Origin of the sequence: Achromobacter sp. LC458, assembly GCF_001005835.2 — a bacterium.
In the GTDB taxonomy this organism is placed as follows: Bacteria; Pseudomonadota; Gammaproteobacteria; order Burkholderiales; family Burkholderiaceae_B; genus Achromobacter; species Achromobacter spanius_B.
In genome coordinates, this window is record NZ_LBHW02000003.1 from 115,960 (window position 1) to 130,011 (window position 14,052).

13 protein-coding genes and 1 riboswitch are annotated in these 14,052 nt (G+C 65.3%); of the genes, 7 read left to right on the forward strand and 6 right to left on the reverse strand.

The window, feature by feature from the left end:
- The first annotated feature begins 97 nt into the window (after nucleotides 1-97).
- From YH64_RS03970 to metF, 4 genes are all read left to right on the forward strand, one after another.
- Nucleotides 98-1,147 carry a glycosyltransferase family 1 protein gene (locus tag YH64_RS03970; RefSeq protein ID WP_046803019.1) on the forward strand — a complete coding sequence of 350 codons (1,050 nt, stop codon included), beginning with the start codon at nucleotides 98-100 and terminating at the stop codon, nucleotides 1,145-1,147.
- Between the two features lie 61 nt (nucleotides 1,148-1,208).
- Nucleotides 1,209-1,356, forward strand: a riboswitch (S-adenosyl-L-homocysteine riboswitch).
- Between the two features lie 100 nt (nucleotides 1,357-1,456).
- Nucleotides 1,457-2,875 (forward strand): adenosylhomocysteinase, encoded by a 1,419-nt coding sequence (gene ahcY / locus YH64_RS03975; protein WP_046803020.1) that lies wholly within the window; start codon nucleotides 1,457-1,459, stop codon nucleotides 2,873-2,875.
- 124 nt (nucleotides 2,876-2,999) lie between these two features.
- Nucleotides 3,000-3,335, forward strand: coding sequence for a phage holin family protein (locus YH64_RS03980; protein WP_006224804.1), 336 nt, complete (start codon nucleotides 3,000-3,002; stop codon nucleotides 3,333-3,335).
- Nucleotides 3,335-4,177 (forward strand): methylenetetrahydrofolate reductase [NAD(P)H], encoded by an 843-nt coding sequence (gene metF / locus YH64_RS03985; protein WP_046803021.1) that lies wholly within the window; start codon nucleotides 3,335-3,337, stop codon nucleotides 4,175-4,177. The genes YH64_RS03980 and metF overlap by 1 nt, the downstream gene beginning before the upstream one ends.
- A gap of 81 nt (nucleotides 4,178-4,258) precedes the next feature.
- Here metF and YH64_RS03990 read toward each other — a convergent pair whose 3' ends face one another.
- The 6 genes from YH64_RS03990 to YH64_RS04015 form a co-directional block, all read right to left on the reverse strand.
- Nucleotides 4,259-5,317 (reverse strand): tripartite tricarboxylate transporter substrate-binding protein, encoded by a 1,059-nt coding sequence (locus YH64_RS03990; protein WP_255444118.1) that lies wholly within the window; start codon nucleotides 5,315-5,317, stop codon nucleotides 4,259-4,261.
- A gap of 177 nt (nucleotides 5,318-5,494) precedes the next feature.
- Nucleotides 5,495-6,361 (reverse strand): proteasome-type protease, encoded by an 867-nt coding sequence (locus YH64_RS03995; RefSeq protein ID WP_046803022.1) that lies wholly within the window; start codon nucleotides 6,359-6,361, stop codon nucleotides 5,495-5,497.
- Between the two features lie 54 nt (nucleotides 6,362-6,415).
- Nucleotides 6,416-7,219: a transglutaminase family protein gene (locus tag YH64_RS04000; RefSeq protein ID WP_046803023.1), complete on the reverse strand. Its 804-nt coding sequence runs from the start codon at nucleotides 7,217-7,219 to the stop codon at nucleotides 6,416-6,418.
- Between the two features lie 15 nt (nucleotides 7,220-7,234).
- Nucleotides 7,235-8,209 carry an alpha-E domain-containing protein gene (locus tag YH64_RS04005; RefSeq protein WP_046803024.1) on the reverse strand — a complete coding sequence of 325 codons (975 nt, stop codon included), beginning with the start codon at nucleotides 8,207-8,209 and terminating at the stop codon, nucleotides 7,235-7,237.
- 2 nt (nucleotides 8,210-8,211) lie between these two features.
- Nucleotides 8,212-9,642 (reverse strand): circularly permuted type 2 ATP-grasp protein, encoded by a 1,431-nt coding sequence (locus YH64_RS04010; protein WP_046803025.1) that lies wholly within the window; start codon nucleotides 9,640-9,642, stop codon nucleotides 8,212-8,214.
- A gap of 221 nt (nucleotides 9,643-9,863) precedes the next feature.
- Complete coding sequence (locus tag YH64_RS04015; protein WP_046803139.1) at nucleotides 9,864-10,538, reverse strand: 5-formyltetrahydrofolate cyclo-ligase; 675 nt, start codon at nucleotides 10,536-10,538, stop codon at nucleotides 9,864-9,866.
- A 67-nt stretch (nucleotides 10,539-10,605) separates the two neighbouring features.
- Here YH64_RS04015 and YH64_RS30450 point away from each other — a divergent pair, with 67 nt between their 5' ends.
- From YH64_RS30450 to YH64_RS04025, 3 genes are read left to right on the forward strand one after another with little or no spacing between them, the layout of a single operon-like run.
- Complete coding sequence (locus tag YH64_RS30450) at nucleotides 10,606-10,728, forward strand: hypothetical protein (RefSeq protein ID WP_255444119.1); 123 nt, start codon at nucleotides 10,606-10,608, stop codon at nucleotides 10,726-10,728.
- A 20-nt stretch (nucleotides 10,729-10,748) separates the two neighbouring features.
- The gene (locus YH64_RS04020; RefSeq protein ID WP_046803140.1) at nucleotides 10,749-12,899 is read left to right on the forward strand and encodes a lytic transglycosylase domain-containing protein; all 2,151 of its coding nucleotides are present in this window, start codon (nucleotides 10,749-10,751) and stop codon (nucleotides 12,897-12,899) included.
- The gene (locus tag YH64_RS04025) at nucleotides 12,896-14,005 is read left to right on the forward strand and encodes a tRNA CCA-pyrophosphorylase (RefSeq protein ID WP_046803026.1); all 1,110 of its coding nucleotides are present in this window, start codon (nucleotides 12,896-12,898) and stop codon (nucleotides 14,003-14,005) included. The genes YH64_RS04020 and YH64_RS04025 overlap by 4 nt, the downstream gene beginning before the upstream one ends.
- Nucleotides 14,006-14,052 lie beyond the last annotated feature (47 nt).

Below are 14,052 nucleotides of genomic sequence, written 5' to 3' on the forward strand. Positions count from 1 at the left end.
CGCGGGTGACCGCGCCCGGCGGCCGATCATCGCCGCCGTCTTGGTCATGTCACATGAAGCGGGCTAAATCGCGGTATCGCCCACTTCCGGCCTTATCATGCGCATCGTCCTGGTCACGGATGCCTGGCATCCGCAAGTCAACGGCGTCGTCCGCACTTGGACGACCATGCGGCAGATCCTGCAGGAATGGGGTCACGAACTGATCGTGGTCAGCCCGGAAGGCAGCCGCACCGTGCCGGCGCCATCCGAGCCCGATCTGCGGCTTTGCCTGCAACCCGGGCGGCAACTGCGCCGCATCCTGGGCGACACCATCCCCGACGCCCTGCACATCGCCACCGAAGGCCCGCTGGGGCTGGCGGCGCGACGCATGGCCCTGTCGCGCGGCTGGGCGTTCACCACGTCGTTCCACACCATGTTCCCCGACTACCTGCAAGCGCGCATGGGCATACCCGCCGCCTTGCCGTGGCGGTATCTGCGCTGGTTTCACCGGCCGTCGCGGTGCGTGCTGGTGCCCACGCCCACGGTGCGCGATGTGCTGGTGCGGCGCGGCTTGAGCAACTTGCGCATCTGGTCGCGCGGCGTGGACCCGCGCAAATTCCAACCCAGCGCCAGCCAGGCTTTCGCCCATCTGCCCCGCCCTGTTTTTCTGAGCGTGGGCCGCGTCGCGCGGGAAAAGAACCTGGACGCGTTCCTGGCGCTGGACCTGCCGGGCAGCAAGGTCGTGGTGGGCGCCGGCCCGGATGAGGCTCGGCTGAAAAAACGCTTTCCCGGTGCGGTATTCCTGGGGATGCAACAGGACGATGCGCTGCCTTCGTTGTATGGCGCCGCCGACGTGTTCGTCTTTCCCAGTTTGACCGATACGTTTGGCCTGGTGATGCTGGAAGCGATGGCTTGCGGCACGCCCGTGGCGGCCTTTCGCAGCGAGGCGCCGCTGGCGGTGGTGACGCCCGGGGTGACCGGCTGCCTGGACGACGACCTGGCGCATGCTTGCCGCGCCGCCTTGCCGCTGGACCGCCACGCCGTGCGCGCGCACGCGTTGACCCGCAGCTGGGATGCCGTGGCGACCTCGTTGCTGGATGCCCTGGTGCCATTGAAGCCGCTGCCGCCGGAATCGACCTCCCGGCCCACGCCCGCGCAGGCGGGATGACGCGCGTTTTTTTTCAGGGACGGGTTTCCGCACCCCCGGCCAAACCGGTACAATCCCCGGCAATCCTGAGGAGCGTTGCGACGACCCCGTGGTTACCGCCTTGCACGGCACATCGTGCACATCTACGCGGAACCCGGCTCGCCAGGCTCAGGAATCCTTGTTCAAGCGCCGCGCCTTGCGCGTCGCTACAGCAACGGCGCTCACCTTTGTCGCATATGGCGGGAAAGGCGAGCACTCGACTGTCGTGGTGTATTCGCGTTGTCCGGCCATATCGTGCGCCGTTCGAAATTCACGTGGAGCCTACACACCATGAACGCTGTAACTGATAAATCCTTCTCCGATTACCTGGTTGCCGACCTGTCGCTGGCAGGCTGGGGCCGTCGTGAACTGGCCATCGCCGAAACCGAAATGCCCGGCCTGATGGCCATCCGCGAAGAGTTCGCCGCCGCGCAGCCGCTCAAGGGCGCGCGCATCGCGGGCAGCCTGCACATGACCATCCAGACCGGCGTGCTGATCGAAACGCTGGTGGCCCTGGGCGCCGAAGTGCGCTGGGCCTCGTGCAACATCTTCTCCACGCAAGACCACGCCGCCGCCGCCATCGCCGCGTCGGGCACGCCGGTCTTCGCCGTCAAGGGCGAAACGCTGGAAGAGTACTGGCAGTACACCCACAAGATCTTCGAATGGCCCAATGGCCAGCACGCCAACATGATCCTGGACGATGGCGGCGACGCCACGTTGATGCTGCACCTTGGCACCAAGGCCGAGAAAGACCTGTCGGTGCTGGCCAACCCGGGCAGCGACGAAGAACGCATCCTGTTTGCCGCCATCAAGGAAACGCTCAAGCGTGATCCGAAGTGGTATTCCACCCGCCTGGCGCAGATCAAGGGCGTGACTGAGGAAACGACCACGGGCGTGCATCGCCTGTACCAGATGTCGCAAAAGGGCGAGCTGGCCTTTGCCGCCATCAACGTCAACGACTCGGTCACCAAGTCCAAGTTCGACAACCTGTATGGCTGCCGCGAATCGCTGGTTGACGGCATCAAGCGCGCCACCGACGTGATGGTTGCCGGCAAGATCGCCGTCGTGGCCGGCTACGGCGACGTAGGCAAGGGCTGCGCCCAGGCGCTGGTCGCGCTGCGCGCGCAGGTCTGGGTCACCGAAATCGACCCGATCTGCGCCCTGCAAGCCGCGATGGAAGGCTTCAAGGTCGTGACGATGGACGAGGCCGCCGCGCATGGCGACATCTTTGTCACCGCCACCGGCAACTACCACGTCATCACGCGTGAGCACATGAACGCCATGAAGGACCAGGCGATCGTCTGCAACATCGGCCACTTCGATAACGAAATCGACGTTGCCGGCCTGGCCGATTGCCAGTGGGAAGAGATCAAGCCGCAAGTCGATCACGTGATCTTCCCGGACGGCAAGCGCATCATCCTGCTGGCCCAGGGCCGCCTGGTGAACCTGGGTTGCGCCACCGGCCACCCGTCGTTCGTGATGTCGTCTTCGTTCGCAAACCAGACCATCGCCCAGATCGAACTGTTCACGCGCAACGAAGCCTACAAGTCGGGCGAAGTCTATGTACTGCCCAAGCACCTGGACGAAAAGGTTGCCCGCCTGCACCTGAAGAAGCTGGGTGTGAAGCTGACGACGCTGCGCAAGGATCAGGCCGACTACATCAACGTGCCGGTCGAAGGCCCCTTCAAGCCCGAGCACTACCGTTATTGATGGGTTGAAAGCACAATAGGAAAGACCCGCGCCATGTTGGCGCGGGTTTTCCGAACCGCGGATTTCCCTGTTTTTGTCTGTCGAAGCCAGGGCCGCGGAGCGTCAATACAGGAGTTCGAACATGGTGACATTGATACTCGTCTGGATTCTGAACGCGGTGGCCCTGCTGGCTGTTGCTTACCTCTTGCCCGGCATTGCCGTGGCCAGTTTCGGGTCTGCGCTGATCGCCGCGCTGGTGCTGGGTCTGGTGAACATGCTGGTCAAGCCGGTGCTGGTGCTGCTGACGCTGCCCATCACGATCGTCACCCTTGGGCTCTTCCTTATCGTCATCAACGCCTTGTTGTTCTGGTTCGTCGGCTCCGTGCTGAAGGGCTTCCAGGTCAACGGGTTCTGGTGGGCCGTGGGCGGTGCCATTCTGTACAGCATCATCTCTGGCCTGCTTACCAAACTGATCCCCTAATGTCTGACTCGACTTCCCCTGCTTTCAGCCTGGAGTTCTTTCCGCCGCGTGACCTGGCTGGTCAGGAACGGCTGGTTCGCGCGGCCAAGCAGATGCTGGCCATCCAGCCCAAGTACGTCAGCGTGACCTTCGGCGCGGGTGGTTCCACGCGCGCCGGCACGGCCGACGCCGTGCGCACGCTGCGTAACCTGGGCTGCGATGCCGCGCCCCACCTGTCTTGCGTGGGCGCCACGCGGCAGGATCTGCGCGACATTCTGCAAACCTACAAGAACGAAGGCGTGCGGCGCGTGGTGGCGCTGCGTGGCGACCTGCCTTCGGGCATGGGCGGCGATGCGGGTGAACTGCGCTACGCCAACGAACTGGTGTCGTTCATCCGCGAGGAAACGGGCGACTGGTTCCACATTGAAGTCGCGGCCTATCCCGAAATGCACCCGCAGGCCGCCAACCCGTCGCTTGACCTGGACCATTTCGTGGCCAAGGTAAACGCGGGCGCGGATGCGGCCATCACGCAGTACTTCTTCAACGCCGACGCCTATTTCGACTTTGTCGACCGGGCCCAGGCCAAGGGCGTGAAGGTGCCGATCGTGCCGGGCATCATGCCCATCACGAACCACACCCAGCTGCTGCGTTTCTCTGAAATGTGCGGCGCCGAAGTGCCGCGCTGGATCCGCCTGCGCCTGGCCGAGTTTGGCGACGACAAGGCATCCATCCGCGCTTTTGGCGTGGATGTGGTGACCGAGTTGTGCCAGACCCTGCTGGACAACGGCGCGCCCGGACTGCACTTCTACACCTTGAACCACGCGGAAGCCCCGCTGGCGGTGTGGAAGGAACTGGCGCTGTAAGCGGTAAACGGTAAAACGGTAAACGCTAAGCGCTAAGCGGTATCCGGCAAGCAGAAGGGGGGCAGAAATGCCCCCCTTTTTTTAATCCGCGTACACCCCTACCTTGCGGATGACGGTGCCCCACTTGTCCACCTCGGCTTGCAGCCAGGTTTGCAGGCCTTCGGGTGTCTGCTTGGATTCCGGCACGATCTCGGCGCCCAGCTCTGCCATCTTTTGCGAGAACGCCGGGTCCTTCAGCGCCGCGCGCAACGCCGCGTTGAACTTGTCGATGGCTTCTGGCGGCGTGCCCTTGGGCGCATAGACGCCATGCCACACCTTCACCTCAAAGCCCTTCAAACCGCCTTCCTGTAGCGTCGGCGCGTCCGGCAGCGTCTTGATGCGGTCCAGTGTGGTGACACCGAACAGCTTGACGCGGTCGGCCTTGATCTGCGGGATGGTCTGTGTGGTCTGGTCGCACAGCACGTCTACCTGGCCGCCCAGCAGCGCCGTCATCGCGGGCGCCGTGCCGGCATAGGGCACGGTGGTGAACTGCACGCCCAGCGATTCCTGCAACAGCATGCCGCACAGCTGCGACACCGCACCCAGGCCCGCGTTGGCCAGGTTGATCTTGTTGCCGTTTTCACGCGCGTACTTGATAAAGCCCGCCATGCCGTCGGCCGGCAAGTCCTTGCGGCCCAGCAGCGTCATGGGCACGTCCGCCACCTGGCCGACGTAAGCGAAGTCGGTCAGCGGGTTGAACGGCAGCTTGCGATACAGGGCCGGGGCAGTCGCCATGCCGTTGTGGTGGATCAGGAACGTGTAGCCGTCCGGCGCCGCGCGCGCCACATGCTGCGAGGCCAGCGTGCCGCCCGCGCCGGTGCGGTTTTCGATGATGACGCTTTGCCCAAGCGTCTTGGCCATGGACGCGCCCAGGCTGCGCGCCACGACGTCCGTCGGCCCGCCGGCGGCGAACGGCACGACCAGCGAAATGGGGTGGTTGGGGTAAGCGCCTTGCGCACTGGCGGAGCCCCAGGCAAGGCTGGACAGGGCCAGTGCCGGCCAGGCGGCGCGAATAGAGGCGCGAATAGAGGCGCGAATGGTCGCGCGAAGGGAGGCGCGAAGGGAGGCGCGAACGGCCACGCGCGCGAAATGATGGGGCATGTCTCGCTCCTTGTGGTTTTTTGATGGACCCCAGTGTGGCCCGTCGGAACAAGGATGAGAATTCGCCGTTTTTCAAGCCAGGTTTCAGCGGGCGGAAAGGCGGGTTAACGCGGATTGCCGCTCGGCTGGCGCGGATTGCGGGTGATGTAACGGGGATTGCCGCTTGCCGCTTGCCGCCTAACTGGCCTGATCCTTGCCCGGGTCCTCGGCCAGCACTTGCGGCGCGGGATAGCTGCTGGCCGGGGGCGCATTGACGGGTTCAACACGCAGCGGCTGGTGCACGCGGCTGGGTGGCACCAGCGAACCGGGGTCGTTGGGGTTGGTCCACAGCGGGTCCGGGATTTCGGCAAAGACCTGGCGCAGGCGCTCGCCCCAGGTGCCCCGGATCATGCGGAAATACTCGTTGCGTTCGTCGATGCTGGCAAAGTGGGTCACGCGCAGCGTGTCGGTGTCGTAGACCAGCAGGTCCAGCGGCAGGCCCACCGAGATGTTTGACCGCAAGGTCGAGTCCATGGAGATCAGCGCACACTTGGCGGCCTCGTCCAGCGACGTGTCCGGGCGCAGCACGCGGTCCAGGATGGGCTTGCCGTACTTGGCTTCGCCGATCTGGAAGTACGGGCATTCCTGGCTGGCTTCGATGAAGTTGCCGGCCGCGTAGACCTGGAACAGCCGGCAGCCTTCCGTGCCGATCTGTCCCCCGAAAATCAGGCTGACGTTGAACTCCACGCCCTGTTCCTGCAACGCGGGCGCCTCGCGGCGGTAGACCTCGCGTACCGCCGCGCCCACGCAGCGGGTGGCCTCGAACAGGTCGGGCGCGTTCCAGATGGTGTCGCCGCCTTCGTCGTGCTGGCGCGCCAGCGCATGCAGCACCGCCTGGCTGACGGCCAGGTTGCCCGAGCTCATCAGCACCATGACGCGCTCGCCCGGGCGCTCGAAGACGGTCATTTTTCGGAAGACGCTGATCTGGTCGACGCCGGCGTTCGTGCGGGAGTCAGAAAGGAAAACCAGGCCGGCATCAAGGCGGGCGGCTACGCAATAGGTCATGATCGATCATTCAAAGAAACCACGCCGCATTGTATTGCGGCGTGGGCGCGGCAGTTATTGCTGGCCGGACGTCTGCACCTGCACGCTGATCTCCATGGATTCTTCACCCCCGCCGCTGCGCACGCCGCGCACGGGCGAGGCGGAATCGTAATCCCTCGCCACGGCCAGGCGGCAATGGCTGTCGGACGCGAATTGGCGGTTGGTGACGTCGATACTGGTCCAGCCGATGTCGGGCAAAAACACGTCGGCCCAGGCGTGGCTGGCCGAGTGTTCGGTGGTGGTGTGCACGTAGCCGCTGACGTAGCGCGCGGGCACGCCCAACCCGCGCACGCAGGCCAGGAACAGGTGGGCGTGGTCCTGGCAGACGCCGTGGCCCATCGCCAGCACCTGGTTGGCGGCCGTGGTCACGTCGGTGGTGCCGGGTTCGTACGCCACGCGGTCGCTGATGGCGTTGGCCAGCGCCAGGATGTCGTCCTGGGTGCCCAGGCCATTGGGCAGCACGCCGCGCACAAAGGCCAGAATGGTGTCGTCCGCCTGGGTCAACGGCGTCTGCACGCAATAGGCGTGCACGGGCAGGCGGCTGTCTTCGCTACCTAAAAGGCCACGCGTCAGCGGCGCCACCTGCACCTGCCCGACCACACGCAGTTCGATATCGGTGTGCGGGCGGTTCAAGGTCAGCGTGTGGGTGATGTTGCCGTACGCGTCCACCTGCTTTTCCAACGCGCCGGGCGCTTCAATGTGCCACCGCAGCACGCGCTGGTGTTCGTCGTCGCGCGGGGTCATGCGCAGCGTCTGGATGCTGTAGGTAACCGGCGCCGTGTAGCGGTAGTGCGTGACGTGCGTGATGAACTGTTTCATGGGGCTGTCTCCGTGTTATGCCGACAGCGGGACCAGGAAGTCCTGGCTGATCCGGTTGCCCAAATCGTTGATGCGGTCCAGGAAATGGTCCAGGTATTGGTGCAGGCCGCTATCCAGAATGTCCTCGACGCGGCCAAATTGCAGCTCGGCGCACAGCATGCCCGCGCGGCGCTGGGTCTCGGTTGAGCGTTGGTTCGAAACGCGCGCCAGGTCTTCGGACACGGCACGCATCGACGACAGCAGCGAGCGCGGCATGTCGGGGTGCAGGATCAGCAGCTCGGCCACGCGGTCCGGCGTGATGACGTCGCGGTACACCTTGCGGTAGATCTCCAGCCCGGACACTGAACTGAGTAGTGCCGACCAACGATAGAACTCGCTTTGCAGCGCCGCGGTGCCTGAGCCTTCGCCACGCGCTTCCGTCGTGGCCTGGCTGCCGCGTTCGTGGAATTTCACGTCCAGCATCCGGGCGGTATTGTCCGCGCGTTCCAGGTGCATGCCGATGCGCAGGAAATACAGCGCCTCGTCTTCCAGCATCGTGCCGATCGTGACGCCCCGCGCCAGATGCGAGCGGAACTTCACCCATTCAAAAAACTCACCGGGATTGCGTTCCAGCAGGCCGGTATGCAGATGCTTAAGCAATTCCAGCCAGGTGGTGTTGTAGGTTTCCCAGACCTCGGTGGTCAGGCTGCCGCGCACGGCGCGGGCGTTTTCTCGGGCCGCGCGCATGCAGGAATAGATCGACGATGCGTTCTCCGGATCACGCACCATGTACTGCAACACGTCGTTGGGCGAGATGGACGCGTACTTGGTTTGATACAGCCCTTGCAGCTCGGAGATGCGCAGCACGCCCAGCCACGACCCTTCGCGCGTTTGCGGGTCTTGCGGCAGCAGCGACATTTGCAGGTTCACGTCCAGCATGCGCGCCGTGTTTTCGGCGCGTTCAATGTAGCGGCACATCCAGAACAGGTTGTCGGCGGTTCGGCTCAGCATGTTCAGTCCTCCAGAACCCAGGTGTCTTTGGTGCCGCCGCCCTGGCTGCTGTTGACCACCAGCGAGCCTTCGGTCAGCGCCACGCGGCACAGGCCGCCGGGCACCGTGCGGATGTCCTTGCCGCACAGCACGTACGGGCGCAGGTCGATGTGGCGCGGCGCGACGCCGGATTCCACATAGGTTGGCACGGTGGACAGCGCCAGCGTGGGCTGCGCGATGTAGTTGGCCGGGTTGGCGCGCACGCGTTCCTTGAAGGCCTCGACCTCGGCGCGGCTGGCGGACGGGCCCACCAGCATGCCGTAGCCCCCGGCGCCATGCACTTCCTTGACCACCAGGTCGTGCATGTTGGCCAGCACGTGTGACAGTTCATCAGGCCGCCCGCAACGCCAGGTTGGCACGTTGGACAGGATGGGCTCTTCGCTGAGATAGAACCGGATCATGTCCGGCACGTAGAGATAGGTGGATTTGTCGTCGGCGATGCCGGTGCCGATGGCGTTGGCCAGCGTGACGCGGCCCGCGCGGTAAACGGACAGCAGGCCGGGCACGCCCAGCGCCGAATCGGCCCGGAACGACAGCGGGTCCAGAAAATCGTCGTCCAGCCGGCGGTAGATAACGTCCACCTTGCGCGGGCCTTGCGTGGTGCGCATGTAGACGGTGTTCTGTTCCACGAACAGGTCTTGCCCTTCGACCAGTTCCACGCCCATCTGCTGGGCCAGGAACGCGTGTTCGAAGTAGGCCGAGTTGTACATCCCGGGCGTCAACACCACCACGGTGGGATCGTCGCCGCCATGCGGGGCCACTTCGCGCAGGTTGTCCAGCAGCAGGTCGGGATAGTGCGCCACCGGTTCGACCTTGATGCGGCTGAACGCGTCGGGCATCAGCCGCATCGACATCTTGCGGTTTTCAAGCATGTACGACACGCCCGAGGGCACGCGCAGGTTGTCTTCCAGCACATAGAATTCACCCGCGCCGGCCCGCACGATATCCACGCCGGCGATGTGGCAGTAGATGTCCTCGGCCACGTCCACGTCCTGCATTTCGGGGCGGTACTGGGCGTTCAGGAATACCTGTTCGGCCGGCACGATGCCCGCGCGCACGATGTCGTGGCCGTGGTAGATGTCGTGGATGAACATGTTCAGCGCGCGCACGCGCTGCTTCAGGCCGGCTTCCAGGTGGCGCCATTCGTCGGCGGGAATGATGCGCGGGATCAGGTCGAACGGGATCAGGCGTTCGGTGCCGGCGGCGTCGCCGGCGACGGAAAACGTGATGCCGACCCGGCGAAAGCTAAGGTCGGCTTCCAGCCGGCGCACGGCCATGGCCTCGGCCGACTGCTCTTGGTGCCAGCGTTCGAACGCCTGGTATTGGGAGCGTATGCCGCCTGCGCTGTCGCGCATTTCGTCATAAGCGGCGGGACGGGATGGTCTGTCCTTCATGGCTCCTCCGATGCTGTGCCTGCTGCCGGCTTGTGGTGGCCGGCTTGCACGCGGTCAACCCGGCCGATGATTGGCCGGTCACAAACAATAAGCAACCTGCATGCCAGCTTTCGGGGACACAGGGCCCGTGGGCACAATATCCTCTGAAGGACGCAAAAACGCCATCCCCGCTGCGACCGATGGCACCGCTTTGGTGCGCGCCGCCGGGCGCATCTGGTGCGTCAGTTCATGCGGAACGTATGCAAGGTGGTGCCGCCGGGGCCGCCTTGGGACAGCGGCGCCTCGGGCACCCAGCCGTCTTGCGTCAGCACGGCGTCCAGCGGGAAGTCGTGGGGAGCGGCCTGGTAGTCGGCATCCAGCTCGCCGCAGCTCCAGGCGATGCCGATGGTGATGAAAGGATGTCCGCGCTCGCGCAGCGAGGCCAGGGTGCGGTCGTAGTAGCCGCCGCCGTAGCCCAGGCGGTCGCCGTGTTCCGTGTAACCCAGGGTGGGCACCAGCACCACGTCGGGCAGCACGTCCGGGCCGGCAACGGGTTCCTGGATGCCGTAGGGGCCGGCGCGCAGCTCGGCGTCGGGCGTCCAGGACAGGAAGGAAAGCGGCGCATTGCGCTCGCGCACCACGGGCAGCGCCACGCCGACGCCGTTTTCGACCCACTGCGTCAGCAGGGGGCGCAGGTCGGGCTCGTCGTCCATGGGCCAGAACGCGGCGACCGTGGCGGGGGCGGGGCGGCCGGCGCGCACAGCTTCGTCGCGGGCCACATTCAGCCAGGTGAACAGGCGCGCGCGCATCAACAAACCGCCGCGGCTGCGCTGGTCTTCAGGCATTTCGGCACGCAGTTTCCGCAATCGCGTGCGGTGCTGGACTGCGGTATCCTTTGGAGTATTTTGCGTAGTCATGCAGTGGCTGTAATGGGGGTGGACAATGAAGGCGAACGTGCTGGAATCGGGCATGCGGAATAGAGGCATGTGTACGGATATGTACACGAACATGCACGTGGACATGCACGTGGACATGCACGTGGACATGCCATCGGCCATGCTGCCGTCGGGCAATGTCGTGCAGCTGTGCGGCAAGGCCTTCGTATGACGGCAAATCAGGGACGCGGCATGACACGTGCGCAGCAATCTGGACGGTATCAGAAAATCCATCGGAAATCCCCGCAAGCCAGGGACAAGCCTGACACGCCCGACACCCGCCTGGCCCTGCGCCGCTGGCTGCCGTTGCTGGCGCTGTTCACCGCCGCCTGTGCGCCGGTGGATGCGCAACAGCGCAGCGCCGCCATCAACACGCAGCCCCAGCCGCCCGTGCAGTCGGCGCAATCGGCGGCACAACCGCTGATTGCCGTACCGCCCGCCGTGCTGGCCGGCCTGCCCCCAACCGCCGACACGCCCGCCCTGGCCGCCGTCGTGGCCGCGCGCGAAGCCATGAACCGCAAGCAGTGGTCCATCCTGGGCGCGTTGGTGCCGCAAGCCAAGTCCGACACGCTGGGCATGTACCCCGAATACTGGCTGCTGCGCTATCAGCTCTGGACGCCGCCGGCCACCGGCCGCCCCACGGCCGACCTGCAACGCTTCATCAGCAGCAATGGCGACGCCTACCTGGCCGACCGGCTGCGGGGCGACTGGCTGCTGGCCGCCGCCCGCAGTGGCGATTTCGAAACCGTGCGCAAGCTGGCGCCAGTCAAGAACAGCAACGCCCAGATCGAATGCGCCATTCTTGACGCCAAGCACATGACCGGCCAGCGCGCGACCGCCGCGCAAGCCATGTCCGCCTTCGCGCCCGGCAGCGCCTGCTGGGCCTTGTACGACCAATTGGTGGCCGACGGCATCCTGGGCTGGGAACAGCTGGAACCGCAGCTGCGCGACGCCATCGAGTCCGACAAGACGACGGACGCGCGCAAGCTGGTGCAGTACATGTTCGAGCCGCGCGACCTGAAAACGTACGACGTCCTGATGAAGGACCCGATGAAATGGCTGACCCGTCAAGACCGCATGCCGGTGGGCCGCAACGAAAAAGAACTGGTCACCATCGCCTTGGCGCGCCTGGCGCGATCGGATGTCAGCGTGGCCGATTCCTACCTGCGCCGCGAATGGGCCAAGTCCATGTCCAAGCCCAACCTGGCCTGGGTGCGCGGGCAATACGCCCTGATGGCCGCGCTGAAGCTCGATAGCCGCGCCGACGACTGGTATCACGAAGCCGGCCACATCCGCATGACGGAATACAACGCCGGCTGGAAGGTGCGCGCCGCATTGCGCCAACCCAAGATCGACTGGAAGTGGGTGATCGAATCCATCGACGAGATGCCGCCCGCGCAGCGCAACGACACGTCTTGGGTGTACTGGAAGGCGCGCGGCCTGGCGGCCACTGGCCGCAAGGATCAGGCCAACGCCTTGTACGCCAGCATCGCCGACCGCTTCGATTTCTACGGCCAGCTGTCGGCCGAAGAGTTGGGCCGCCGCATCAATGTGCCGCCGCGCCCGGCGCCCATCAACGACCGCGAAATCGCCGAGGCCCGCGCCAACCCCGGCTTGCAGCGCGCCGTGCAGTTGTTCCGCCTGGGCTGGCGTGCCGAAGCGGTGCCGGAATGGAACTTCACGCTGCGCGGCATGAGCGACCGCCAATTGATGGCGGCCGCCGAATTGGCCCGTGCCGAAAACATCTACGACCGCGTGGTCAACACGTCGGATCGCACCGAAAAAGAGTTCGACTTCAGCCAGCGTTTCATCGCGCCGTTTGAAGGCCGTGTCACCGCCAAGGCCAACGCCATCGCGCTGGACCCGGCATGGGTCTACGGTTTGATCCGCCAGGAATCGCGCTTCATCATGGATGCGCGTTCGCACGTGGGCGCCTCGGGTCTGATGCAACTGATGCCGGCCACGGCCAAGTGGGTGGCGGGCAAGATCGGCATGACCGATTTCACGCCCGCCAGCGTGAATGATTTCGACACCAATACCGAACTGGGCACCAACTACCTGAACATGGTGCTGCGCGACCTGGACGGGTCGCAGATGCTGGCCAGCGCGGGCTATAACGCCGGGCCGCGGCGTCCGCACAATTGGCGCTCGACGTTCTCGCATCCCGTCGAAGGCGCAATCTTTGCCGAGACCATCCCGTTCAACGAAACGCGCAATTACGTGAAGAACGTGATGTCCAACTCGGTGTATTACGCGGCAATGTTCACCGGCCAGCCGCAGTCCTTGAAAGAGCGCCTGGGCAACATCGTGCCGCTGGGCGCCGAAAGTACCTCGGTGCGATGACGCTGGACCCCGCCATCAACGGCTTGCAGGTGTATATCGTGGGCGGCGCGGTGCGTGACGCGCTGCTGGGCTTGAAGCCGGGTGACCACGATTGGGTGGTGGTGGGCGCAACGCCCGAAGACATGGTGCGCCGGGGTTTCATCCCCGTCGGCGGGGATTTCCCCGTGTTCCTGCACCCGCGCACCAAAGAGGAATACGCCCTGGCGCGCACCGAGCGCAAGTCGGGCCGTGGCTACAAGGGCTTTACTTTCTACACCGGCGCCGACGTGACGCTGGAAGAAGACTTGCGGCGTCGCGACCTGACGGTCAACGCCATCGCCCAGACCCAGGACGGCACGCTTGTAGACCCGTTGGGCGGCGTGGCCGACGTGCACGCGCGCGTGTTTCGCCACGTGGGCGAAGCCTTCCAGGAAGACCCGGTTCGCATCCTGCGGCTGGGCCGCTTCGCCGCCCGCTTTGATGATTTTTCCGTGGCGCCCGAGACGATGGCGCTTTGCCGCGCGATGGTTGACGCGGGCGAGGCCGACGCGTTGGTCGCCGAACGGGTGTGGAAGGAATTGTCGCGCGGGCTGATGGCTAAAAAGCCGTCGCGCATGCTGGATGTGCTGCAAGATTCTGGCGCATTGGCGCGTGTGATGCCCGAATTGCAAGGCGTTGCCGACGTGGGCGCCGACGTGGATCGCGCGGCCGGGCTGGGGGTGTCGATGGCCGGCCGATACGCGTTGCTGTGCCGCCTGACGCCCGAGCGCGAGGCGCTGGGCCGACGCATGCGCGTGCCCACCGAATGCAACGACTATGCGCGCTTGTTGCCCGAGGTATTGCTGGGCCTGGACGCGGCTGAACAAGCCGCCAACAGCAGCGACGCCACCGAGGCGCAGCTGGCGCTGATGGAACGCGCCGACGCGCTGCGCAAGCCCGAGCGCTTTTTCGACCTGCTGAAAACCGCCGCCATCCTGCGCCCGGTGGACATGGGCGCCTGGCAGGCAAGAGTGGATGCGGTGCGCGGTGTGGACGCAGGCGCCATTGCGAAAGCGTGCGCGGGCGACCCGGCGCGCATCAAGGACAGTGTCCGGCAAGCAAGGCTGGACCGGCTGCGAGCCGGATAGGCCGGCGTGCCAGCGGGACGGCTTGGCCCGCCGCCACAACTTTGCCC